The organism is Streptomyces diastatochromogenes, assembly GCF_002242805.1.
GTDB classification, from domain to species: domain Bacteria; phylum Actinomycetota; class Actinomycetes; order Streptomycetales; family Streptomycetaceae; genus Streptomyces; species Streptomyces diastatochromogenes.
Map to the genome: position 1 here is coordinate 88,170 of NZ_MCGQ01000033.1, position 21,498 is coordinate 109,667.

General features: G+C 73.5%; 16 protein-coding genes and 1 riboswitch. Of the genes, 7 read left to right on the forward strand and 9 right to left on the reverse strand.

Going from position 1 to position 21,498, the window contains the following annotated elements; genetic code table 11:
- The first annotated feature begins 84 nt into the window (after nucleotides 1–84).
- Nucleotides 85–1,005 (forward strand): calcium-binding protein, encoded by a 921-nt coding sequence (locus BEK98_RS32925; protein WP_094220392.1) that lies wholly within the window; start codon nucleotides 85–87, stop codon nucleotides 1,003–1,005.
- A gap of 6 nt (nucleotides 1,006–1,011) precedes the next feature.
- On the opposite strand, the gene BEK98_RS32930 is transcribed toward BEK98_RS32925, so the two are convergent.
- Together BEK98_RS32930 and BEK98_RS32935 are read right to left on the reverse strand one after the other, a co-directional pair.
- On the reverse strand, nucleotides 1,012–1,377 hold the full coding sequence (locus tag BEK98_RS32930) for a hypothetical protein (protein ID WP_094220427.1): 366 nt from the start codon (nucleotides 1,375–1,377) through the stop codon (nucleotides 1,012–1,014).
- A 227-nt stretch (nucleotides 1,378–1,604) separates the two neighbouring features.
- The gene (locus BEK98_RS32935; RefSeq protein ID WP_094220393.1) at nucleotides 1,605–1,811 is read right to left on the reverse strand and encodes a hypothetical protein; all 207 of its coding nucleotides are present in this window, start codon (nucleotides 1,809–1,811) and stop codon (nucleotides 1,605–1,607) included.
- Nucleotides 1,812–2,027: 216 nt separating this feature from the next.
- Between BEK98_RS32935 and BEK98_RS32940 the strand changes: the two genes are divergently transcribed.
- Nucleotides 2,028–3,866 (forward strand): glycoside hydrolase family 15 protein, encoded by a 1,839-nt coding sequence (locus BEK98_RS32940; protein ID WP_094220394.1) that lies wholly within the window; start codon nucleotides 2,028–2,030, stop codon nucleotides 3,864–3,866.
- 145 nt (nucleotides 3,867–4,011) lie between these two features.
- Entirely contained in the window at nucleotides 4,012–5,508 is a 1,497-nt protein-coding gene (locus tag BEK98_RS32945; RefSeq protein WP_094220395.1) for an FG-GAP repeat protein, read from the forward strand.
- A gap of 63 nt (nucleotides 5,509–5,571) precedes the next feature.
- Here BEK98_RS32945 and BEK98_RS32950 read toward each other — a convergent pair whose 3' ends face one another.
- Together BEK98_RS32950 and BEK98_RS32955 are read right to left on the reverse strand one after the other, a co-directional pair.
- Nucleotides 5,572–8,310, reverse strand: coding sequence for a SpoIIE family protein phosphatase (locus BEK98_RS32950; RefSeq protein ID WP_094220396.1), 2,739 nt, complete (start codon nucleotides 8,308–8,310; stop codon nucleotides 5,572–5,574).
- A gap of 83 nt (nucleotides 8,311–8,393) precedes the next feature.
- A complete protein-coding gene (locus BEK98_RS32955; RefSeq protein ID WP_094220397.1) occupies nucleotides 8,394–10,913 on the reverse strand; it encodes a PP2C family protein-serine/threonine phosphatase in 2,520 nt (839 codons plus the stop codon).
- 214 nt (nucleotides 10,914–11,127) lie between these two features.
- Here BEK98_RS32955 and BEK98_RS32960 point away from each other — a divergent pair, with 214 nt between their 5' ends.
- Nucleotides 11,128–12,261 carry a hypothetical protein gene (locus BEK98_RS32960; protein ID WP_208643303.1) on the forward strand — a complete coding sequence of 378 codons (1,134 nt, stop codon included), beginning with the start codon at nucleotides 11,128–11,130 and terminating at the stop codon, nucleotides 12,259–12,261.
- 143 nt (nucleotides 12,262–12,404) lie between these two features.
- Here the strand turns inward: BEK98_RS32960 and BEK98_RS32965 are convergent, their stop codons facing one another.
- Both BEK98_RS32965 and BEK98_RS32970 read right to left on the reverse strand, forming a co-directional pair.
- Nucleotides 12,405–12,692 carry a DUF1232 domain-containing protein gene (locus BEK98_RS32965; RefSeq protein ID WP_094220398.1) on the reverse strand — a complete coding sequence of 96 codons (288 nt, stop codon included), beginning with the start codon at nucleotides 12,690–12,692 and terminating at the stop codon, nucleotides 12,405–12,407.
- Between the two features lie 22 nt (nucleotides 12,693–12,714).
- Nucleotides 12,715–13,887 carry a hypothetical protein gene (locus BEK98_RS32970; RefSeq protein ID WP_094220399.1) on the reverse strand — a complete coding sequence of 391 codons (1,173 nt, stop codon included), beginning with the start codon at nucleotides 13,885–13,887 and terminating at the stop codon, nucleotides 12,715–12,717.
- Between the two features lie 367 nt (nucleotides 13,888–14,254).
- Here BEK98_RS32970 and BEK98_RS32975 point away from each other — a divergent pair, with 367 nt between their 5' ends.
- Nucleotides 14,255–14,632 (forward strand): PadR family transcriptional regulator, encoded by a 378-nt coding sequence (locus BEK98_RS32975; protein ID WP_094220400.1) that lies wholly within the window; start codon nucleotides 14,255–14,257, stop codon nucleotides 14,630–14,632.
- On the forward strand, nucleotides 14,629–15,648 hold the full coding sequence (locus tag BEK98_RS32980; RefSeq protein WP_094220401.1) for a hypothetical protein: 1,020 nt from the start codon (nucleotides 14,629–14,631) through the stop codon (nucleotides 15,646–15,648). The genes BEK98_RS32975 and BEK98_RS32980 overlap by 4 nt, the downstream gene beginning before the upstream one ends.
- Before the next feature lie 15 nt (nucleotides 15,649–15,663).
- On the opposite strand, the gene BEK98_RS32985 is transcribed toward BEK98_RS32980, so the two are convergent.
- The gene (locus BEK98_RS32985; RefSeq protein WP_094220402.1) at nucleotides 15,664–16,629 is read right to left on the reverse strand and encodes a DUF1152 domain-containing protein; all 966 of its coding nucleotides are present in this window, start codon (nucleotides 16,627–16,629) and stop codon (nucleotides 15,664–15,666) included.
- A 119-nt stretch (nucleotides 16,630–16,748) separates the two neighbouring features.
- The gene (locus BEK98_RS32990; RefSeq protein ID WP_094220403.1) at nucleotides 16,749–18,113 is read right to left on the reverse strand and encodes an FAD-dependent oxidoreductase; all 1,365 of its coding nucleotides are present in this window, start codon (nucleotides 18,111–18,113) and stop codon (nucleotides 16,749–16,751) included.
- A gap of 154 nt (nucleotides 18,114–18,267) precedes the next feature.
- Between BEK98_RS32990 and BEK98_RS32995 the strand changes: the two genes are divergently transcribed.
- Nucleotides 18,268–19,332: an NAD-dependent epimerase/dehydratase family protein gene (locus tag BEK98_RS32995; RefSeq protein WP_244202092.1), complete on the forward strand. Its 1,065-nt coding sequence runs from the start codon at nucleotides 18,268–18,270 to the stop codon at nucleotides 19,330–19,332.
- 22 nt (nucleotides 19,333–19,354) lie between these two features.
- On the opposite strand, the gene BEK98_RS51365 is transcribed toward BEK98_RS32995, so the two are convergent.
- Nucleotides 19,355–21,067 carry a C40 family peptidase gene (locus BEK98_RS51365; protein WP_425276639.1) on the reverse strand — a complete coding sequence of 571 codons (1,713 nt, stop codon included), beginning with the start codon at nucleotides 21,065–21,067 and terminating at the stop codon, nucleotides 19,355–19,357.
- Nucleotides 21,068–21,077: 10 nt separating this feature from the next.
- Nucleotides 21,078–21,249, reverse strand: a riboswitch (cyclic di-AMP (ydaO/yuaA leader).
- Nucleotides 21,250–21,498 lie beyond the last annotated feature (249 nt).

A 21,498-nucleotide genomic window follows, 5' to 3' on the forward strand; every position in this document is an offset into this window, starting at 1 on the left:
GAGAGTCCTCACGGGTGCGCTTGGGGCGGCAGCGCTCCTCGCACTGGGTCTTCCCTCGGTCGCCACGGGCCAGGTGCAGCCCACGTGCTTCGGACGGCCGGTAACGATCACCGGTGCGGGCACCGTCAACGGGACCCGGGCGACGACGTCATCGTCGGGTCCGTCGGCGCCGACACGATCGACAGCCGCGGCGGCAACGACCTGATCTGTGGCCTGGGTGGAGACGACACGGTCTCCGACGGCATCGGAAACGACAAGATCGACGGTGGCGCGGGCAACGACCGCCTCATCGGTGACGTCTTCACCGAAACCGGAGTCGCCAAGGGCGGCGGGAACGACTGGCTGCTCGACGGCGACGACCAGATCGCCGGCGACAGCTTCGCCTCCGACGGCAACGCGAGCGGCGGGGGCCGGGACCACATCGACGGCGGCCCCGGCGGCGACCTGGTCTCCGGAGACAGCGTCGCGATCGGCGGCGATGTCACGGGGGCCGGCGACGACGTCATCGGGGGCGGCCCCGACCGTGACGCGCTCATCGGTGACAGCGCCGCCTCGGGCAGTGCCGTCGGAGACGGCGGGGACGACCTGATCGACCTCGGCCCCGGCGGCGGGTTCGCCCTCGGCGACCACAACATCTTCGACCCCCAGGGCGGCACGGCGGTCGGCGCCGGCCGTGACCGGATCACCGGCGGCAGCGACGCGGACATGCTCGTGGGCGAGAGCTCCGTCGCGGACGCGTCCCCGACCTCTGCCCGGAGCGATGTGCTGACCGGCCGCGGTGGCGACGACACCCTGTTCGGCGACAACGCCGACTTCGACCTGACCACGAGCGTGGGCACGGCCGGCGGCGACGACCTCCTCTTCGGCGGGGACGGCGCCGACACACTGAAGGCCGGCCCTCGCAACGACTTCCTCGACGGCGGCTCCGGTGCTCCGGACACCTGCGACGGCGAAACCGGCATCGACATCGCCATTCGCTGCGAGAGCGTCCACGGCATTCCGTAGAAAGCCTCAGGCGATCAGGCGCTCGTCCTGGAGGTCGAAACAGATGAGACCGTGAGTCCGGGCGAGGTCTGCCGCAAACGATGTGGCTTCCTGGTACTTGCTGAAGACCATGCCGAAGTAGAACAGCGGACCGCTGGCGTTGTTGATCAACGGCCCGTCGGACCAGGGGCTGGCGTCCTCGTCCTCTTCGTGGTCATCAGGGCTCAGGTCGGGCCAGCGCGCCACCAGTGCCTCGACGTACTGCCTGATCAAGGGGGTCGGCGGTGTCCTCTCGCCCCCCATGTGCTCGCGGTGGAGGCCTTCGAAGGCTGCCGTCGCGGACGCGTCGTCGGTGGGGCGGACGCCTTCCCAAACTGCCAAGTCGTAGCTCATGGCCGCATTGTGCTTGGCGCGACTGACAGCCACACCAGCGGCTCACTCCTGACGAGCATGTCGAAGTCGGGCACCTTCCGGAGTCTCACAGCCGCAGGGTGCCGCCAGGAAGGCCCGCGTCAGCGCTGTGCGGGCAGCACCGGGCGCCGGGCGGCACGCACCCGTGCGACCGGCGTGCCCCTGCCCGGCGCCTCCCCGTTCGGTTTCCTGAGGTTTCCCGGACCGCCCTAGGGCAGCAGCTTCTCCACGGCTGCCTGGCCCTCGGTCTCCAGCTTGCGGCGCGCCCAGTCGAGGTTCGCCGGAGTGACGTCCCTGCCTGCCGCCATCACCAGGTCCTCCGGGGTGACGTCCCTCGACGGAGCGGAGTGGAGCAGGGCGTCCGGGGTGCAGTAGTCGTCGGGCGACCGGGACCCTTCGGGTGTGGATGTCGACATGTTGCCTCCTCCTCGGTCCGGATGACCGCATCCGTGCCGGTGCCGCCGAACGGGGCACACTCTCACCATTCCGCGCCTCGGCGCACCCTGCATCCGGAAGGCGCCGCGGCGTCGGGTGAGAAGCGTCTGCCCGCCCGGCGGGGATGCACTCGCCCTATTCTGGAATGCAGCCCGAGCTGGAATGCAGCCCGCACACCACACCGGGAGGCCTGAGCGATGGCCGAGATCCCCTTCCCGCAGGACCTGGCCGGGAGCCCCCGCTACCTGCCGATCGCCGAGCACGGTCTCATCGGTGATCTGCGCAGTGTCGCCCTGGTCGGCACCAACGGCACGATCGACTGGTACTGCTCCCCGTCCTTCGACGCACCCAGCGTCTTCGCGGCCATCCTCGACGCCGAGCGCGGCGGCCGCTTCGAGCTGGCCGCCGCCGTACCGGCGCGCACCAAGCAGTTCTACTTCCCTGACACCAACGTGCTGATCACCCGGTTCTTCACCGAGGACGGCGTGGGCGAGGTCCAGGACTTCATGCCGGTCAGCGGAGAGGAGTCACACGTGGAGGGCCGGCACCGGCTGATCCGGCGTGTGGTGTGCGTCCGCGGCACCGTGCCCTTCCGGGCCCTGATCGCCCCGCGCTTCGACTACGGCTCCGACGCGCACACCCTGCGCGTCCAGGACGGCCTGGTCCTCTTCGAGTCCCCCAAGCTGTCCCTCGCCCTCACGTCCACCGTCATCGTGGAGTGCGACGGCCGGGACGCGCGGGCCGACTTCAAGCTGAGCGAGGGCGAGACGGCGGTGTTCGCCCTGGACCAGGTCGGCGTCGAGGTGACCCCCCGCGGCTGCGCCCACGCCGAGGCCGAGCACGAGTTCAACGCCACCGTCGCCTACTGGCGGCGCTGGCTGCACCAGTCCCGCTACCGGGGCCGCTGGCGCGAGATGGTGCACCGCTCCGCCCTCACCCTCAAGCTCCTCACCTACGCCCCCACCGGCGCCATCGTTGCCGCGCCCACCACCAGCCTGCCCGAGCAACTCGGCGGCGAGCGCAACTGGGACTACCGCTACGTGTGGGTCCGCGACGCTGCCTTCGCCGTCTACGCGCTGCTCAGGCTCGGCTTCAGCGGCGAGGCCGCCGCCTTCATGAAGTTCCTGACCACGCACATCAGCCCCGGCTGCGGCGACGGCTCCGGCCCGCTGCAGATCATGTACGGCATCGACGGCCGTGCCGACCTGCCCGAACGCGAACTGCCCCACCTGGAAGGACACCTCGGCTCCGCCCCGGTCAGGGTCGGCAACGCCGCCGCCGACCAGCTCCAGCTGGACATCTACGGCGCCCTGATCGACTCGATCTACCTCTACGACAAGTGGGCCGAGCCCATCTCCAGCGGCCAGTGGGACGACGTGTGCCACCTCGTCGACTGGGTGTGCGACCACTGGGACCAGCCCGACGAGGGCGTGTGGGAGACCCGCGGCGGCCGCAAGAACTTCCTGTACTCGCGGCTGATGTGCTGGGTCGCCATCGAGCGGGCCATCCGCCTCGCCACCCACCGCGGGCTGCCCGCCGACCATCGCCGCTGGCGCCAGGCCCGGGACGCCATCTACCGGCGGATCATGGAGCGCGGCTGGTCGGAGCGCCGTCACGCCTTCGTGCAGTACGAGGGCGCCGACGTGCTGGACGCCTCGTTGCTGATGATGCCGCTGGCCAAGTTCATCGCGCCGACCGACCCCAAGTGGCTGTCCACCCTGGACGCCCTCACCGAGGACCTGGTCTCCGACTCCCTCGTCTACCGCTACGACCCCCAGGCCAGCCCCGACGGGCTGCGCGGCGACGAGGGCACCTTCTCCATCTGCTCCTTCTGGTACGTCGAGGCACTGGTCCGGGCCGGCCGGCTCGACGAGGCCCGGCTGGCCTTCGAGAAGATGCTCACCTACGCCAACCATCTCGGCCTGTACGCCGAGGAGATCGGCCGTACCGGTGAGCAACAGGGCAACTTCCCACAGGCGTTCACCCATCTGTCCCTCATCAGCGCCGCGTTCAACCTGGACCGCGCCCTGGGCTGACCCGCCCTGGCGCATACCGGTTGTCACCGCCCTGTAACAGCACGCGCGGGCACCACAACTCCGTCCGCACCCCCCGTGTCGAACCCTGCGTCGGCCACCGACCAGCTGACTGACGCATCGTCAACATCCCATGGGGGAACCGGACATGAGCATCACCGCACGCACCACCCGCCGTACCGCGGGCTCCGCCGCCGTCGCCGCGGCCTCCTTCCTGCTGCTGGCCGGGGCGGGCATCCTCGCCGCGCCGTCCGCGTTCGCGGGCGTCCCGGGCGGCACCTCCGCCGCCGACCGCAACAGCGACTTCAACGGCGACGGCTACACCGACCTGCTCACCGGCGTCCCGGAGGGCACCGTCGACGGCAAGGAGGGCGCCGGATACGTCACCGTCCAGTACGGCGCCCCGAACGGCATCGGTACCCGCACCACCGTCCCCAAGGGCCGGGTCCAGGTGATCAGCCAGTCCACCAAGGGCGTGCCCGGCACCTCCGAGGCCTGGGACGACTTCGGGGAGGCCGTGGCCACCGGCGACCTGGACGGCGACGGCTACGACGACGCGGTCGTCGGCGCGCCCGGCGAGGACGAGGGCAGCGTGGCCGATGCGGGCCGGGTGACCGTCCTGTACGGCTCCAAGGCCGGCCTCGGCGCCGAGCGCACCGCCTCCGTCACCGCCGCCAAGCCCGCCGCGGGCGCCCGGTTCGGGCTCGCGGTCGCCGCCGCGCGGTTCTCCGGGGACACCGACGCCGACCAGCTCGTCGTCGTCGACCAGAAGGTGGGCCTGCGCGTCTTCACCTACCACGCGGGCGTCCTGCGCCCGGTCGGCGCCCCGCACTCCACCGGCCACCGGCTCCAGCCCGCCTATGTGACCACCGGCGACTACGACCGCGACGGCTTCGCCGACCTCGTCGTCTCCGGTTACAGCCCCGAGGACGACTACACCAAGGGCTGGTCCGCGTACTACTCGGGCGGCGCCGAGGGCCTGACGTACCGGCGCGACCTGCACGGCGGCCTGGGCTCGGCCTCCGGCGACATCAACGGCGACGGCTACGACGACCTCGTCCTCGGCCAGCTCAGCGCCGCCGACTACGCCACCGGCGACGCGGACGCGCCCGGCGGGTTGGTCGGTGTCTACTACGGCGGCCAGCACGGACCCGGCAGCGCATCCCAGTGGTGGTCGCAGAACTCGCCGGGCGTGCCCGGTACCGCCGAGCAGGGCGACGCCTGGGGCGCCGACCTGTCCGTCGCCGACGTGAACGGCGACGGGTACGCCGACCTGGCCGTCGGGGCGCCCGGCGAGGACGTCGGCAGCGTCGCCGACGCCGGCGCGGTGTGGCTGCTGCGCGGCTCCCGCACGGGCCTGACCGGGACCGGCGCCCAGTCCTTCGACCAGAACACCCGGGGCATCCCCGGCACGGCCGAGGCCGACGATGCCTGGGGCGCCCAGGTGCGCCTGGCGGACACCGACGGCGACGGCCGCGCCGAGCTGCTGGCGGCCGCGCCGGGCGAGAACGCGGGGGACGGGGCGGTCTGGCTCCTGCCCGCGAGCGGCCGCGGCCTGCTCGCCGACGGTTCCTGGTCCTACGGCGCGGCAGCCCTCGGCGCCCCTGCCCACGCCGCCCGCTTCGGCGCGGTGATCGACGAGTAGCCCCCTGGAGGCTCCGCCCTCACACCCCCGCCTTCGCCCACCCACCACCCGAGGGCGTCCGGTTCAGGGCAGCGGCTGCTCCGCCCAGATGATCTTGCCGTTGTGGGTGTAGCGGGTGCCCCAGCGGTCGGCGAGCTGGGCCACCAGGAACAGGCCCCGGCCGCCCTCGTCGGTGGTCGCCGCGTACCGCAGATGGGGCGAGGTCGTGCTCCGGTCGGAGACCTCGCAGATCAGGGTCCGGTCGCGCAGCAGCCGTACGCCGATCGGGCCGCGCCCGTAGCGGATGGCGTTGGTGACCAGCTCGCTCAGGATCAGCTCCGTCGTGAACGACAGCTCGTCCAGGTCCCATTCGGCCAGCTGCCGGGTGACCGAGGCCCGTACCTCCGAGACGGCCGCCGGATCCGACGGCACCTGCCACTCGGCGACCCGGTCGGCGCCGAGGACGCGGGTGCGGGCCACGATCAGCGCGACATCGTCGCTGGGCCGGTTCGGCAGGCGGTCGAGCACCGTGCGGCAGGTGTCCTCGGGCGAGGCGCCGGGCGCCCGGCCGAGGGCGTCGCGCAGCATGTCGAGACCCTCGTCGATGTCCCGGTCCCGGTCCTCCACCAGACCGTCGGTGTACAGGACCAGGCGGCTGCCCTCGGCGAGTTCCAGGTCGGCCGTCTCGAACGGCAGCCCGCCGAGGCCCAGCGGGGGACCCGCGGGCACGTCCGGGAACTCCACGCGCCCGTCCGGGTGCACCAGCGCGGGCGGCGGATGACCGGCCCGGGCCACCGTGCAGACCCGGGACACCGGGTCGTACACCGCGTACAGACAGGTCGCCCCGATGACCGCGGCGGCGCCGTCGGCCGGGGTCTCGTCCTGGTCGATCCGCCCCACCAACTCGTCCAGCAGGCCGAGGAGTTCGTCGGGCGGCAGATCGAGCGAGGAGAAGTTGTGCACCGCCGTGCGCAGCCGGCCCATCGTCGCCGCCGCGTGGAGTCCGTGGCCCACGACGTCGCCCACCACCATGGCCACCCGGGTGCCGGACAGCGGCAGCACGTCGAACCAGTCGCCGCCCACCCCCGCCTGCGCCGGCAGATAACGGTAGGCGATCTCCAGGGCGCCCTGCTCGGGCAGGGAGCGCGGCAGCAGGCTGCGCTGGAGGGTCACCGCCATGTTGTGCTCACGGGTGTACCGGCGGGCGTTGTCGATGGACACGGCGGCCCGCGCGACCAGTTCCTCGGCGAGGGCCACCTCCTCGGCGTCGAACGGCTGCGGCTTCTCCGAACGCCAGAAGTTGGCCAGACCGAGGACCAGGGTGCCCGCCCGCAGTGGCACGGTGACCAGCGAGTGGATGCCGTAGGCCACGACCTGCTCGGTGCGCTCCAGGTCCTGGGCCAGCCAGCCGGGCGCCTCGCGCAGCACCGGCTCGACCACGGACTGCCCGGTCGTCAGGCTCCGGGCCTGCGGCGAGGTCGCCACGAACCGGATGCGCTCGCCCACCGGGTACAGCGGGGCGTCCTTGCGGATGCCGTTCCAGGCCGCCCGGCGCAGCGCGGTCCCGGGCCTCGGCTCCTCCCCGCCCAGTACCGCGTCGAACAGGTCCACGGTGACGAAGTCCGCGAGCCGGGGCACGGCCAGCTCCGCCAGCTCCTGCGCCGTGCGGGCCACGTCCAGGCTGGTGCCGATGCCCACCCCGGCGTCGTACAGCATGTTCAGCCGCTCACGCGCCACCTCCGCGCGGCCCGACAGGGCCCGCAGCTCCGTGGAGTCGCGCAGCGTGGTGACGCTGCCGGCCGGGCCGCCGCGCAGGTCGGTGGGGCGCTGGTTGACGGCCAGCAGCCGGTCCTTGACCAGATGCACCTCGTCCGTGGCGACCCGCCCGGAGGAGAGCAGCCCGGCCGTCTCGTCGTCCAGGCCCAGCTCCAGCACATGACGCTGCTCGGCGTCCTCGGGCAGGTCCAGCAGCCGCTGCGCCTCGTCGTTGGCGAGCAGCAGCCGGCCGTCGCCGCCGACGATGAGCACGCCCTCCCGGACGGCGTGCAGCACCGCGTCGTGGTGCTCGTACATCCGCGTCATCTCGTACGGGCCGAGGCCGTGGGTCTGGCGCAGCAGCCGCCTGCTGACCAGGGCCGTGCCCCCGGTGGCGAGCGCGAGGGCCGCCGCGGCCGCCGCGAGCAGCAGGGGCAGTTGCTGGTCGGCGGCCCCGCCCACGTGCGCGGTGGTGATGCCCGACGACACCAGGCCCACCACCTTGCCGCCGGAGTCCTTCACCGGCACGACGACCTGCACTAGTTCGCCGATCGTCCCGTGGATCTCCTCGACCACCGTGCCCCCGGCCAGGGCCGGCGCTGTGGTCCCGACGAACTTCTTGCCGATGCGGTCCGGCTTGGGGTGGGTGTAGCGGATGCCGTCGGTGTTCATCACGACGATGAAGTCGACGTCGGACGCCTTGCGGGCGGCCTCGGCCTTCGGCTGCAGGATGGCCGTCGGATCCGGGGCGCGCAGCGCGGCCGCCGTACCGGGCGCGTTGGCGAACGTCTCGGCGACCGCCAGGGAGCGGTTACGGGCCTCCCTGTCGCTGTCGTGCTGCACCTGCAGCACCTGCGCCACCACGGCCGACACGACCAGCAGCAGCACGATCACCACTTGGAGGAGGAACACCTGCCCGGCGACGCTGCGTCCGGTCACCGCCGACCGCAGCGCCCCCGGACGGCCGCCGTTCGCGCCCGATGTGTCCTGCCGCGGGCCCTGCGGTGCGCGCGGTTGCCCGAAAGGACGGGGCGGCCGGGTCTCGGGCCGGCCGGGCAGACGCACCATGTGCCCATGTCTACACTGCCCGGCCCCGCCAGGCGAGGCTGTTGCCCGAGGTGACAGCCGTCTCTTGCGGCGGCGGGCTCCGGTCACCGGCGGTGTGCGGGGCGGCGGGTGGCGAGGAGCAGTGCCACGTCGTCGGGGCGGTCGGTGGCGTGCCGGGCGCCGGCGGTGACCCGGTCGGCGACCCCGGCCAGGGACCGGCCGCCGCGCCGTCCCGCGGCCGCGCCGGCCCTCGCCAGCGCGAGGCGCAGCGCGGTGATGCCCTCGTCGATGTCGGCGCCGGGCCGCTCCACCAGGCCGTCCGTGTACAGGGCGAGGATCGCGTCCGGCTCCAACTGCAGCTCGGCCACCGGGTACTGGGCCTGCGGATCCACCCCGAGGACGACACCGCCCGGGATGTCCAGCACCCGGGTACGTCCGTCGGGGCTGCGCAGCAGCGGCGGCGGATGTCCCGCCCGGGCGGCCCGGGCCTGCCCGGTGGCCGGGTCGAGACGGACGTAGCAGCAGCTGGCGAACTGGCCCGGGTCGAGGTCGATGAGCAGGTGGTTCGTGCCGCTCAGCACCTCGTCGGGCGGCCGGTCGCCGAGCGCGAAGGCGCGTACGGCGCTGCGCAGCTGGCCCATGGTGGCCGCCGCCTGCACCCCGTGCCCCTGCACATCGCCGATGACCAGCGCCAGCCCGTCCCCCGCCTCGACGACGTCGTACCAGTCCCCGCCCACGTCCATGCCCTGGGTGCCCGGCAGATAGCGGCCCGCCGTCTCCACCTGCGGGTGCGCCGACAGCCGCCGGGGCAGCAGGGCCTGCTGCAGACCGCGGGCGAGCGCGGCCTCGGTGTCGTAGCGCTGCGCCTTCTCCATCGCGTGCGCGATCAGCCCGGCGAGCGCGGTGAGGACCGTCTGCTCCTCCGTGCTGAAGCTGCGCGACCGGTCGAAGCCGAGGATGCACGAGCCGACCGGCCGGCCGGAGGCGATCAGCGGCAGGAAGGCGCGGGCGCCCTCCTCCGCGTCCAGGGGGATGCCCGGGTAGGTGGTCGCCAGCTGGTGCATGGACTCGAAGAAGATCGGGCGGCCGGTGGTGAGGGTCTCCACGCCGGGCAGGTGCGCGTCGAGGCCGACGCCGTCGAAGGGGGCGAGGAAGCCCTGCGGGAAGCCGGTCTCCCAGGCCAGGAACAGGTGCCGGTCCTGGAGCAGGTAGATGGCCAGGCGGCGGCCGCCGAACGCGGGCAGCAGCTCCTGCATCACGACCGCCGACACCTGCCGGGCGGTCACGGCGTCCGTCAGCGCGATGGCCAGGGCGATGGGCCGGTACAGCGGCGTCATCGCGTGGTCGCCGGCCACCGCGTCCTCCGGGGTGTGCGGCTCGGCCGCGGCCGGGGCGTCGAGGGCGGGCTCCGCAGCGGCGTCCACGCGGCTGGTCGGGACGAGCGTGCAGGTGAGGATGTCGGGGCCGGGATGCACGGTGAGGGCGAGCCAGTCGCCCTCACCGGCTGCCGCCCGCCCGGCGGCCGGACGCCGGACGTGCACGTGCACCGCTTCATGGGACAGCAGCACGCTGCGCAGATGGTCGTCGTACGGCGGCCCGGTCAGCCACGGCATCGCCTCCCACAGCGGACGGCCGAGCAGCCAGGCCCGCTCCTGGCCCGCCATGCGTGCCGCGGCCGGGTTGACGTACACGAGCAGCCCGAGCCGGTCCAGGCAGAACACCCCCTGCGGCAGCAGGTCGGCCGCGCCGTCCGCGGAGGCGCCAGGGCCGGGCTCGAAGACGGTTCCGGCGACCAGGGAGGCCTCGCCGGCTTCCGTGGCGGGGGACAGGTCCAGCAGCCGCGGGGTCCCTTCCCGCGACCACAGGCTCAGGGGCGCGGCCGGCGGTTTCCCGGCGCCCGCCGCGCGCAGCGCGGCCAGGATCCGGTGTGCCTCGGCCGGGGACACGGCGTCCGCGAGCGCCGGGCCGGTCCCCGCGAACTCGGCCGGGTCCAGCCCGAGCAGCGCGTACAGCCGGTCGTCCGGGTGCACCGCCGAGGTCCCCGGATCCCAGGTGAACCGCCCCACGCGGGCCTGTGCGGGCCGGGCGGCGGGCGGTCGTACGCACAGGGGTTCCCCGTCCCAGGCGATGGTCGCCTCGTCCCCGTCGGCGAGCGCCAGCAGCTCGGCGCCCAGCCCCTCGGCCAGCCGCGCGAGCAGCTCCCGGTCCGGCAGCTCGTCCACGGTGTCCGACGCGGCGGGGCGCAGCACGGTGAGCACCCCGAAGGGCTCGGTGCCGCCCGGCACGGGCATGTGCACCGACCCGAACGGGAAGGGCAGACCCGCCGCGAACTGGGGATACCGGCGCACCGTCTCCGTGGCGTTGGGCAGCACCACCTGGACGCCGAGCCGGTAGGCGTCGGCCACCGGGAAGGGCCGGCCGACGTGCAGCCGCCACCAGGGCCGGAACAGCTGGCCGGGCAGCCCGACGAGCACCGCGAGGCGCAGCAGCCCCGGGGTGCTGGAGCGCAGGTACACGCCCGCCACACGCGCTCCGGCGGCGCCGAGCGCGCCGGTCGAGGCGTCGACCAGCAGCGTGGTCAGCCGGGCCCGCGTCCGGACCGCCGGCTCTCCGCTCCCAGCCATGGGCCCTACCTCGTCCCGTACCGCCGGGTGGATGACACAAGAATGCGCCACGTCGGTCGCGTAATGCACCTGGGCGGACGAAGACGCCGCCTCACACCTCTGCCTCGCCCGGGTGGCGGGAACCCGTACGGGCTCCTAGTAATGAACTGGCGTGGATTCCGCGCGCCGCACGCGGGGGGCGCCGGTGCGACCGCACCCTTCTTCTGGAGCCCAGATGACCAGCTCTTCGTGCCCCGGTCCCGACGACCACTCCGCGATACCCGCCGCGCCGCCCGAACCGGGCGCCATCGGGGTCGCCACACCGTCCCCCGACCCCGGAACCGGGCCTGCGGCGCCTCCGGAGCAGATCCCCGAGCCCCCGCGCGACGACGACCCCTACGCCGATCCGCTGCACGGTCTGCTCCGCTCGGCCGTGGCCGACCGCCCCCTGGAGGACGTCGTCCGGCTCATCACCCTGCTGGAACGCAGGCCCGAGCACGCCCGGACCACGGCCGAAGCGCTGCGCGCGGCGGGTATCGACCGGCCCGTGGAGGACGTCACCCGCCTGGTCTCCCTCCTGACCCGGCCGCCCCGCACCAGCGGCGGTGCCGACGAGGCGATCCGCGCCGCCGCCGAGTGCCGTCCGCTGGAGGAGGTCACCCGGCTGATGGAACTGCTGCGCCATACTTCCGCGGAGCCCCACTGCGTGCGTGCGGCGGTCGAGGCGGTGGCCGTCGGCCGCCCCGTCGAGGAACTCGCCGAGCTGATCGCCCGCCTCGCCTCCGAGGAGTCCGCGCACGAGGCGGCGCTGCCCGAGCCGACGGTCCTGGAGCCCGCCGACACGCTGCTGGCCTCCGTCGTTCCGGCACCGGAGGCGGCCGCCCCGAGTCCCCAGCAGTCGGACTCGCGCAGCCCGGACAGCGGATCCCCCAAGGCGCCGCTGCGGCTCGCCCGCACCGCCGCCGTGCTGGTGTTCCTCTGCGGCGCGGCCCACGCGCCGCGCTACTGGTCGGACCTGTCCCAACCCGCCCTGCGGACGACCCTGGTCGCCTCGGGGCTCTGCCTCCTCCTGGCCCTCGCGCTGCCGGCCCGGACCGTACCGGCCCGGCTGGCCGCGGCGACCGTGACGCTGCTGGTCACGGCCACGCTCGCCGCGGTGCAGGTGCTCGACGGCGGCCGCTTCGGCCTCCCGGACCCGGCCTGGCTCCAGTCCGCGCTCCTGGCCCCGCCGTGGCTCGCCGGCACGGCGGCAGCGGCGGCCGCACTGGCCGCGCTGGCGGTGCTGCTCGCCACCGTCGGGATGGCGAACGCCCGCCGGGCGGAGGGGGTCGAACCGGAGCGTCGTGGCTGCGGTGACGGGCTCGGGTAGGTTCGCCTGGTCGAGGGTGGGGCCGAGCCGTAGGGGTGCACAGGCGACAGCCGGCCGCAGGACCACGGCGACGTCAGTGGCCGTCGGTGAAGGTGGGCTGCGTCGCTCCAGGGTGTGGCAACCGGCCCGCGCGCAAGGGGGGGTCAGGACTCCGAGGGACCGGGTGGCAGGGCGCGGCCGGCGCGGAGGCTGCGCAGGGCGAGGAGCAGGACGGCGATGTCGTCCAGGTAGACCGGGTCGGGCAGCAGGTCGGTGGGCAGCACCAGATACAGGACCGCGCCCCAGAACACCCAGCGCGGTCCCGTGGGCAGCCCGGCCCGCCGCAGGGTCCGCCGGGCGCGCACCAGCCGTACCAGCAGGGCGACGGCCACGGCGAGCAGGAGCCCCGCTACGACGGCGGCGATCACCAGCAGGGTCGTCGTGGAATCCATGCGGCCTCCTGTCCCTCCGGGCTCACGCCGGGTCGGTGCGGGTGTCCGTGCCGTCGTCGCCGGGGGAGGCGTCCGGGCGTGAACCCTTCGTGCTGAACTTCAGCCGTTCGAAGGTCCGTGTCAACTGCTGCAGCGCGGAGGGTGTCCGGGCGCCGTCCCGCTCCTGCCGGCGGGGCAGGGCGTGCGGGGCGGGCGCGTCGCGGTAGGAGGCCAGGGCCTGGTGGGCCTGCTCGGCGGCGTCCCGGTACAGGTCCCGGGACTTCGTCATCGCCTCCAGCGCCTCGGCGTACATGGCGACCAGCCGCCGCTGGCGCTCCAGCTCCTCCTGGAGGGTCAGCAGGGTCCAGTTGTCCCGCAGGTCAGCCAGCGCCTCCGCAGCGCCCTCGGGCAGGGGCCGCGGCAGGGCGGCGAAGTGCCGTACGGCCGCCACGAGTTCGGCGGGCTCGGAGCCGTCCAGGAAGACGGTGCGCACGCTGTGCTCGCCGCTGTCGTAGCCCTCCGGCGCGGGCTCCGGGGGCAGCAGCACGGCGCCGCCGCGCGGCACCTGGACACCGAGGTCCTTCAGCGCCCAGTTGACGGCGCGCAGCTGCTGCGGCGCGGCCCGGTGTTCCAGTACGCGGTGCCGCAGCCCGGGCGGCAGCAGCCGGGCCAGCGGCAGCCGGCCGCGCTCGTCCGGGGTCATCGCCTCGTGCACGACGAGGTTCACGCACCAGGCCTCGCGGGCCGCGTCCCGCAGCAGCCGCCGCATCTCCTTGTCGTCCTCGGGGAGCGCGTTCACCTGCCGGAAGCGTGGGCCGGCGACGGTGGGGTGGTGGTCCCAGGCGCCGTCGGCGCCCTCCGCCGGTCCCGCCTCGGGCCAGAACAGCGTCGCCGGCGAGGGCCAGGCCTCGTCCCAGGGGCGCTCCGCCTCCGCGACGAGCGTCCACTCCTGCTCCTCCGGCCGGTCGTCACGCGGTACGAGGGTGAGCCGGGCCCGCACGGTCACCGTGCCCCCGGCCCGCCAGCGCGCCTCGAAGATCCGTGCGGGGGAGTCCTCGGGTACGGGAGGTTCGGCGAAGTCGTCGATGTCCCCGCTCTCCTTGTGCCGGCGCAACGTGCGGCGGACGACGTCCTCGGCGGAGGGACCGGTGTGGCGGCCGCGGGCCGCCCAGAGGGTCTGCGGGACGGTGGCGCGGTCGGTGGCGGAGTTCGACATGGGCCAATCTGCTGATGGGGGCGGGTGTGCCTTCCAGTATCACCGCCCGGGGACGGTACCGGTCGGCCGGGGCCCCCGGAGCGGCGCGCCGCTGCGGGCTCGCGCCCCGCGCACGGGGTGTGCGCCCCGCACCCGGGGTACGCGCCGCACGCATCACGCGACCGCTGTTCACCCGTCCCCGGACCGTCGCACGGTGCCCAGAATGGTCCGTCGAACGGGGCCCGCCCTCCCATCCGCTTAGGGGCAGGCCCCGTTCGCCATCCGCGGCACACCGAAGAGGTCTCGCCCAGGACGGCCACACCCGCTCTCCATTCGGCTCGATATATATCGGCAGCCGAGATATTCTGCTTCCATGGCATCGAGGAACATGACCCGAGCGGCGTTCTTCGTCCTCACGGCGCTCGCCGACCAGCCGCGGCACGGCTACGGCATCCTGCGCGAGGTCGAGGAACTGTCCGACGGGGAGGTGCAGTTGAGGGTCGGCACCCTCTACGGGGTACTCGACCGGCTGGCCGCCGACGGGCTGATCGTGCTGGACCGGGAGGAAGTGCAGCAGGGCCGCCTGCGGCGCTACTACCGGCTCACCGAGGACGGAGTGGCGGCCCTCGACGCGGAGGCGGAGCGCATGGCCGCCGGCGCCGGGGCCGCCAAACGGCGCATCGCCGAGGGCCGCCGGGCCACCGCCCCGGCTGACACCACTCCCCAACCCCCCACGGCACCCGGACTCGCGGGAGGCTTCGCATGACCACGCTCCTGGAATCCCGCTACCGCACCGTTCTGCGCCTGCTCCCCGCCTACTACCGGCGCGAACGGGAGGAGGAGATGGTCGAGACGTACCTGTGGGACGTCGACCCCGACACACAGGACCAGAGCCGGCCCACCCTGGGCGAGGTGGCGAGCATCGCCGCCCTCGCCGTGCGCAGCCGGCTGGGAGCGCCCGGGGCGCCGCGCCGCTACGTCCTCCTCGGCTCGACCGTCCGGCTCTTCGCACTGTTCGCCGTGCTGGTCCAGGCGGCCGCCGCGGTCGCCAACCTGGTCCTCGAACTGGGCTGGGCCATCGGCCGGGGCGGCCCGGGGCAGCACCTGTTCCTGTCGCAGTTCACCGACCAGGGACTGCTCGACGGAGTGGTCACCGCCGCCCAGTGGACGCTTCCGCTGCTGTGGACGGTGGCGTACTTCGCCCTCCTCCACAACCGGCGCCGCCTCGCCCGGGCGTCCGCGCTGCTCGCCGCGCTGCCCACCCTCTGGCCGCTGCTCGGCACGCTCACGGGCGCGATGGGCGCGGGGGACCCGACGTTCGCCACCGCCTTCGGGCTCCTGGCCTGGCTGCCCGCCCTCGCGCTCTGCGCCGCCCACCACCGGGACGCGCCCCCGGCCCGGCTGCCCGCGGGTACACCCGGGCTGGTCTTCATGACCGCGTGTGTGGTGATGGGCGTGTCCATCGTGGTGCTGCCCGCCGCCGCGGACCTGGCCTGGGCGCCCGCGAGCTGCTTCGTCGTGGGCGCGCTCGGCTGGCTCCTGTGGGAGGCCCGGGGCGGTGACGGTGCGACGCCCGGCGGCGCACTCGCCCTGGCCGCCCTCGGTCTGCTGATCCTGACAGTGCGGGTCGCGGCCCTCTACCCTTGGCTGCACGTGCCCGAGGTGCCCGCCGCCTACCTCGGCGGCGGACTCGCGCAGACAGGGGCGCTCGCTCTGCTGACCGTGGCGGTGGCGGTGGTGGGCCGCCGGGACCTGGTCGCGGCCGAGCCGGGCCTGTCGTGACCGGCGCGCCCCGGCTCAGTGCGGGAACGCCCGGGGCGCCCGCTGACGCGGCAGCTCCTCACGGAACCCGGCGATCACCGAGCTGATCTGCCGCATCAGCATCGTGCCCGCCAGCCGGTCGAGGTAGAGGTTCGCGCGGGCCAGCGCGGGCAGGTCCACACAGAAGTACATGGCCATCAGTGGGTTGACGAACAGCTCGCTGTCCCGGGTGCGCTCGGTGAACCGCACGTCGCCGAAGTCCCCGCGCACGGCGGCCGCGACCGAGCCGTGGACGATGCTGGGGTAGCTCTCGTGGGACTGCTGAGCGTGCGCCACCGCGTCGAGATAGAGGGCGCCCTCCCGGCTTTCCCGGGGGAGCGAGAACGCCCCCAGGTAGGCGCCCTCGCGGTCCAGAGCGGCCAGGTTCTCCAGGAACAGGGAGTGGTTGACGCCGTGATAGGCGTCCACCCCGAAGCCCAGGCAGGCCACCAGCCGGTGCGGGACCTCGTCGAGACCGGCGACGGCGGCCAGGCTCGCCATGTCCTCCTCCGGCGTGCCGAGCCCGTGCTCGTCCCCGCGCATGAGGATGTCGGTACCGCCGTCCACCAGCACGACGGCGTCCACGCCGCCCAGATGGTCGAGGAGCGCCCGGTAGGCGGCGCGCAGCGGTTCGACACCCGTGCGGGGAAAGGCGTACACGGTGTCGGGCAGCCCCTGCTCCCCGAGCCACCGGGCGAGCGCGCGCTCGGGGAAGTAGTCGCCGCGCAGCGGGGTGTCGGGGCGGACGGCGGCGACGTCCTCCGCCACCCAGGTGTCCAGGTCCAGGCCGTAGAGGTCGGAGAAGGACAGGTTGGCCAGATGGACCTCCGCACCGGCCGACCGCAGGGCGAACGCCAGGGGCAGTCCGGCGTAGACGTCGAAACCGCCGCCCGCACCGGCGACGAGCACCCGGCGCGCCTCGCGCAGGCGGGTGAAGAAGAGGGGCTCACGCAGAGAGAACACCGCAGGACCCTAACAGGGGCCCTGGGAGCCTTCGTTGGAGTCTCCGGAGTCGTTCGAGTCATGGGACTCGTCGGACTCCTCGCACTCGTTCCCGAAGTCTCCCAGGGCGCTCGCGGGAATCAGGCCCCGCTCTCCCGCAGCATGTCCTCGCGCTCGACGAGCTTCACGCGCTCGCGGCCCTGCGGCTCGCCCAGTGCCCGCTCGGCGGCGTCCAGCTTGTACCAGCCGTCCCAGGTGGTGAAGCGGATCTCGCGCTCGGCCAGGAAGGAGTCCACGGCCTCCGGCGCGGGGGAGTCCGGTGTCTGCAGACGGCCGTTCGCGTAGTCGTCCAGCAGGTTGGCCACGGTCTCGTTGGCGTCGCCCTTGGTGTGGCCGATCAGGCCGACCGGGCCGCGCCGGATCCAGCCGGTGACGTACGTCGACCGGAGGTGGTTGCCGCTCTCCTCGATGACCCGGCCGCCCTGGTCCGGAACCGTGCCGGACTCGATGTCCCACGGCAGCTTGGGCAGCTTGTCGGAGAGGTAGCCGACGGCGCGGTAGACCGCGGTGACGTCCCAGTCCTTGAACTCGCCGGTGCCCTTGACGTTGCCGGTGCCGTCGAGGGCGGTGCGCTCGGTGCGCAGGCCGACCACGTTGCCGTCCTCGCCGAGGACCTCCGAGGGCGACTCGAAGAAGTGCAGGAACAGCTTGTGCGGCCGGTCGCCGACGTCCCGGATCGCCCAGTTCTCCAGGGTCTTGGCGACCATGTCGGCCTGCTTGTTGCCGCGCCGGGTCTCGATCGAGCCCGCGTCGTAGTCGATGTCCTCGGGGTCGACGATGACCTCGATGGTGGGGGAGTGGTCCAGCTCGCGCAGCTCCATCGGGCTGAACTTGGCCTGCGCCGGGCCACGGCGGCCGAAGACGTGGATCTCCAGCGCCTTGTTCGCCTTCAGACCGTCGTAGACGTTCGGCGGTATCTCGGTCGGCAGCAGCTCGTCCGCCGTCTTGGCGAGGATCCGGGCCACGTCGAGCGCCACGTTGCCGACGCCGAGCACGGCGACCTTCTCGGCCTCCAGCGGCCAGGTGCGCGGCACGTCCGGGTGGCCGTCGTACCAGGACACGAAGTCGGCGGCGCCGTACGAGCCGTCCAGCTCGATGCCCGGGATGCGCAGCTCCCGGTCGGCCGTCGCGCCGGTGGAGAAGATCACCGCGTCGTAGAAGGAACGCAGGTCGTCCAGGCTGATGTCGTTCGGGTAGTCGACGTTGCCGAACAGGCGGATCTGCGGCTTGTCGAGCACCTGGTGCAGGGCGGTGATGATGCCCTTGATGCGCGGGTGGTCGGGCGCCACGCCGTACCGGATCAGGCCGAACGGGGCGGGCATCCGCTCGAAGAGGTCGATGGAGACGCCGGGTTCGGCGGCCACCTCGGACTTGAGCAGGGCGTCGGCGGCGTAGATCCCGGCGGGGCCGGCTCCGACGATGGCTACCCGCAGGGGGCGCGGCATGATCAGTTCCCTTCGAGCGTGATCAGTTACTCGAGTGGGAAGCCTAGACTAAGGCAGCCCTAAGTTAGTACACGGGTCCCGTCTATGACCTCATAAGTGGATCTTATGAGGTATCCAGGGGTCCCTTATGGGGTCTCTTGTGAAGGGAGGGCGCGTGGGGGGACGGGGCGACGCGACGACCGTCGTGGTGACCGGCGGCAGCGGCTTCGTCGGCAGCCATCTCGTACGACGGCTGCTGGAGCGTGGCTATCGGGTCCGCACCACCGTACGCAGCACCGCGAACGCGGCGAAGGTGCGGCCGCTGTGGGAGATGCAGGAGGCGTTCCCAGGTCGGCTGACGCTGTTCGAGGCGGACCTGCTGACGGAGGGCTCGTTCGACGAGGCGTTCCGCGGCTGCCCGGTCGTCTTCCACGTGGCCTCACCGTTCCTCATGCCGGAGCGGATCAGGGACGCCCGGCGGGACGTGGTGGACCCGGCGCTGCTCGGCACCCGCAACGTACTGGCGAGCATCGAGCGGGCCCCCGAGGTCCGGACCCTGGTGTTCACCTCCACCGTGGGCGCGGTCTTCGGTGACTACGCGGACGTCCGGCACATGGACGGCCAGGTGCTGTCCGAGCGCTACTTCAACACCACCAGCACGGCCGGGAACAACCCCTACCACTACGCCAAGACCGTCGCGGAACGCGCCGCCTGGGACGCCGAGGCGACACAGGACCGCTGGCGGATGGTGTCCCTCAACCCCGGCCTGATCCTGGGCCCTTCCCTCACCCCCGCGTCCGAGTCCGGCAGCCTCTTCCTCCTCGACGAGCTGTTCAAGGGCTACTTCTGCTACGGCGCCCCCGACTTCAGCTTCACCACGGCCGACGTACGGGACGTGGCCGACGCGCACATCGCGGCCGCCGAGAACCCCGGCGCCAAGGGCCGCTACATCGTGGCGGCCGCGACGATGACGTCGTTCCACCAGATGGCACGCATCATCCGCACCCGCCACCCCTACGACCCGCGCCTGCCGCGCACCGCGCTCCCGCACTGGCCGGTGCGCGTCCTGGGCCCCGCCTTCGGCCTCACCCAGGACTACATCGGCAAGCACCTAGGCATCCGCTTCCGCGTCGACAACCGCCGCGGCATCGACGAACTGGGCCTCACCTACCGGCCGGTCTCGGAGACCCTGCTGGACCACTACGAAAGCTGGCGCGCGCGACGCCGCGACCAGGGGTGAGGCGGGCGCGTGGCCGGCCGTGTCAGGCCGGCCGGATCACCCGGTGGATCGCCGCCTCCCCGGCGCCGTAGATCGACTCCTCGCGGATGTACGACCCCGGGCCCGGCGCATGGACCATCATGCCGTTGCCGACGTGCAGGCCCACATGCCGGTCGTCGTCGAAGAAGAGGACGAGGTCACCGGGTTCGAGACCGGCGAGCGTGACCGGCGTCCCGCCGAGCGCCTGCTGGTGCGCGGCCCGCGGCAGCGTGACCCCGGCCGCCCTCCACGCCGCCTGGGTGAGGCTGGAGCAGTCGTACGAGTCCGGCCCGGTCGCACCCCACACACACGGCTTCCCGATCTGCGCCCGAGCGAAGGCGATGGCCTTCTCGGCACGCAGGGCGCGGGACGGCTCCGGGGTGGGGGCGGGGGACGGGGTGACGGTCGCGTACGAGCCCGTGTCGGTCGTGAGGGCGGCGGCGATGGGCGCGGCGAAGGCCCCGGTGTCGGTCGGGAGGGGTGCGGCGAAGGACCCGGTGTTGGCGGTGCCGGGGGCTGCGAAGGCGCCGGTGTCGGCCGCGAGGGGTGCGGCTGCGGCTGGAGGCGGGGTGAAGGTGCCGGTGTAGGCCATGACAGGTGCGGCGAACGACCCGGTATCGACGGTCAGTGGCGCGGCGAAGGCTCCGGTGTCGGTCGGGAGCGGTGCGGCGAAGGCTCCGGTGTCGGTCGGGAGCGGTGCGGCGAACGCCCCCGTGTCGGTCGGAAGGGCCGCAGTCAGGGGTGAGGCAAAGGAGCCCGTGTCCGTCAGGGCGGCTGTGGCTGCGGGAGGGTTGTAGGGCTCGGTGCCCGTGGGAAGCGCGGCGGCGCCGAGCGATGCGGCTGCCTCCTGCGCCGGGAACACGCCGGGTGCCGCCCACTGCGGTGCGCGCCACTGGTCCTCGGTCGGCTGCGGTGCCTGCCCCGCCACGGTACCCAGGGCGTCCGGCGCGGGAGTGGCCGGAAGCGGCGCGGCGCGCAGGGCGGTGCCGCGGGACAACAGGTCCCGGGCCGCGGCGAGTTTGCGGCGGTTCTCCGCCTTGGACACCGCCGGGGCGGGCCGCCGGGACCCGGTGGCGGTGGCGGGCAGTGCCCGGGGTTCCTGCGGCGGGGCCGCCGGGGTGGCGGGCAGAGCGGCGACGGGGAGGGCGGCCGTCTGCGCCGGGGCCCGGCCCGCCGGTTCCAGCATGGCCCGGCCCGGCAGCTCGGCGGCGGCTCGGCCGGGCAGCTCCAGCGCGGTGCGGTCGGCCTGAACTGTCATGACCCGGCTGGTCAGTTCGGGGAGGGACCGACCGGTCAGCTCGGCGGCGGCACCACTCGGCAGCTCCGGCAGCGCACGGGCACCCGTCCGACCCGAAGGCCCGGCGGGCAACTCCGGCAGACCGCGTCCCGGTGTCTCCCGGTCGCCACCGGGGCGACCGCCGTCCGCCCGGTCCACGGAGCGGGCCGGCGCCGTCGGTCGGTCGGGCATCCGGTCCGCCGGCAGGGCCGCGGGTACGGACGGGCCGAGCTTGGCGCGCGCCGCGTCGAACCACTGCCGGGCCACCTCGTCGAGGGCCGGATCCGAGCGCCGGTTCGGCCGCTTGGCCAGCGGAACACCACGGGACCGCGTCGCCCCGGCCATGGCCCGCGTCGCGTTGAAGTTCCCCGTCGCGTCCTCGGCCTGGTTGTAGAGGGAGTTGATCCGCTGCCGAACCTCGTCGTGGCTGTCCGACGCCATGAAGGGGCGCACTCCTTCCGTCCTCCGCCTACCGAGTCAGCTGTCGGGTTCGGGCGGTCGGTTCCGGAAGGCGTGCCCGACGGCCGTCGCCCTGAAGGGCGTTGGCCGATTCACCCCGAAGTCGGTCGGGTCCCCGGCTCCGGCCGCACCCCAGGGTGCACCGGATTCGGCGGAGGCCACGCGGCCCGGCGCGGTTCGCCAGGGATAGCCGTGCGGCCTGGGCGTCAACCTAGCCAATTTGTGTGGCCCGTGTGAAGGTTGAAGTGCGTAATGTCCGATACATATATGTGATGTTCGTCTTGCTATTCGAGACGAGCCGCCTTCCGGGAGCCCTGTGTGGGGGGCGGGTCACAAGCCCGGTGCGACAGGGCGCGAGCCCGGTGCCTATGAGATTCTGATGAATTCACGGGACGCCTGAACACTCGGGCGCT

Coding starts and splice junctions, on each gene's coding strand:
- BEK98_RS32945 (WP_094220395.1), top strand. CDS start 4,012: ATGAGCATCACCGCACGCACCACCCGCCGTACCGCGGGCTCCGCCGCC.
- BEK98_RS32960 (WP_208643303.1), top strand. CDS start 11,128: ATGACCAGCTCTTCGTGCCCCGGTCCCGACGACCACTCCGCGATACCC.
- BEK98_RS32990 (WP_094220403.1), bottom strand. CDS start 18,113: ATGCCGCGCCCCCTGCGGGTAGCCATCGTCGGAGCCGGCCCCGCCGGG.
- BEK98_RS32975 (WP_094220400.1), top strand. CDS start 14,255: ATGACCCGAGCGGCGTTCTTCGTCCTCACGGCGCTCGCCGACCAGCCG.
- BEK98_RS32980 (WP_094220401.1), top strand. CDS start 14,629: ATGACCACGCTCCTGGAATCCCGCTACCGCACCGTTCTGCGCCTGCTC.
- BEK98_RS32965 (WP_094220398.1), bottom strand. CDS start 12,692: ATGGATTCCACGACGACCCTGCTGGTGATCGCCGCCGTCGTAGCGGGG.
- BEK98_RS32970 (WP_094220399.1), bottom strand. CDS start 13,887: ATGTCGAACTCCGCCACCGACCGCGCCACCGTCCCGCAGACCCTCTGG.
- BEK98_RS32935 (WP_094220393.1), bottom strand. CDS start 1,811: ATGTCGACATCCACACCCGAAGGGTCCCGGTCGCCCGACGACTACTGC.
- BEK98_RS51365 (WP_425276639.1), bottom strand. CDS start 21,067: ATGGCGTCGGACAGCCACGACGAGGTTCGGCAGCGGATCAACTCCCTC.
- BEK98_RS32940 (WP_094220394.1), top strand. CDS start 2,028: ATGGCCGAGATCCCCTTCCCGCAGGACCTGGCCGGGAGCCCCCGCTAC.
- BEK98_RS32950 (WP_094220396.1), bottom strand. CDS start 8,310: ATGGTGCGTCTGCCCGGCCGGCCCGAGACCCGGCCGCCCCGTCCTTTC.
- BEK98_RS32930 (WP_094220427.1), bottom strand. CDS start 1,377: ATGAGCTACGACTTGGCAGTTTGGGAAGGCGTCCGCCCCACCGACGAC.
- BEK98_RS32955 (WP_094220397.1), bottom strand. CDS start 10,913: ATGGCTGGGAGCGGAGAGCCGGCGGTCCGGACGCGGGCCCGGCTGACC.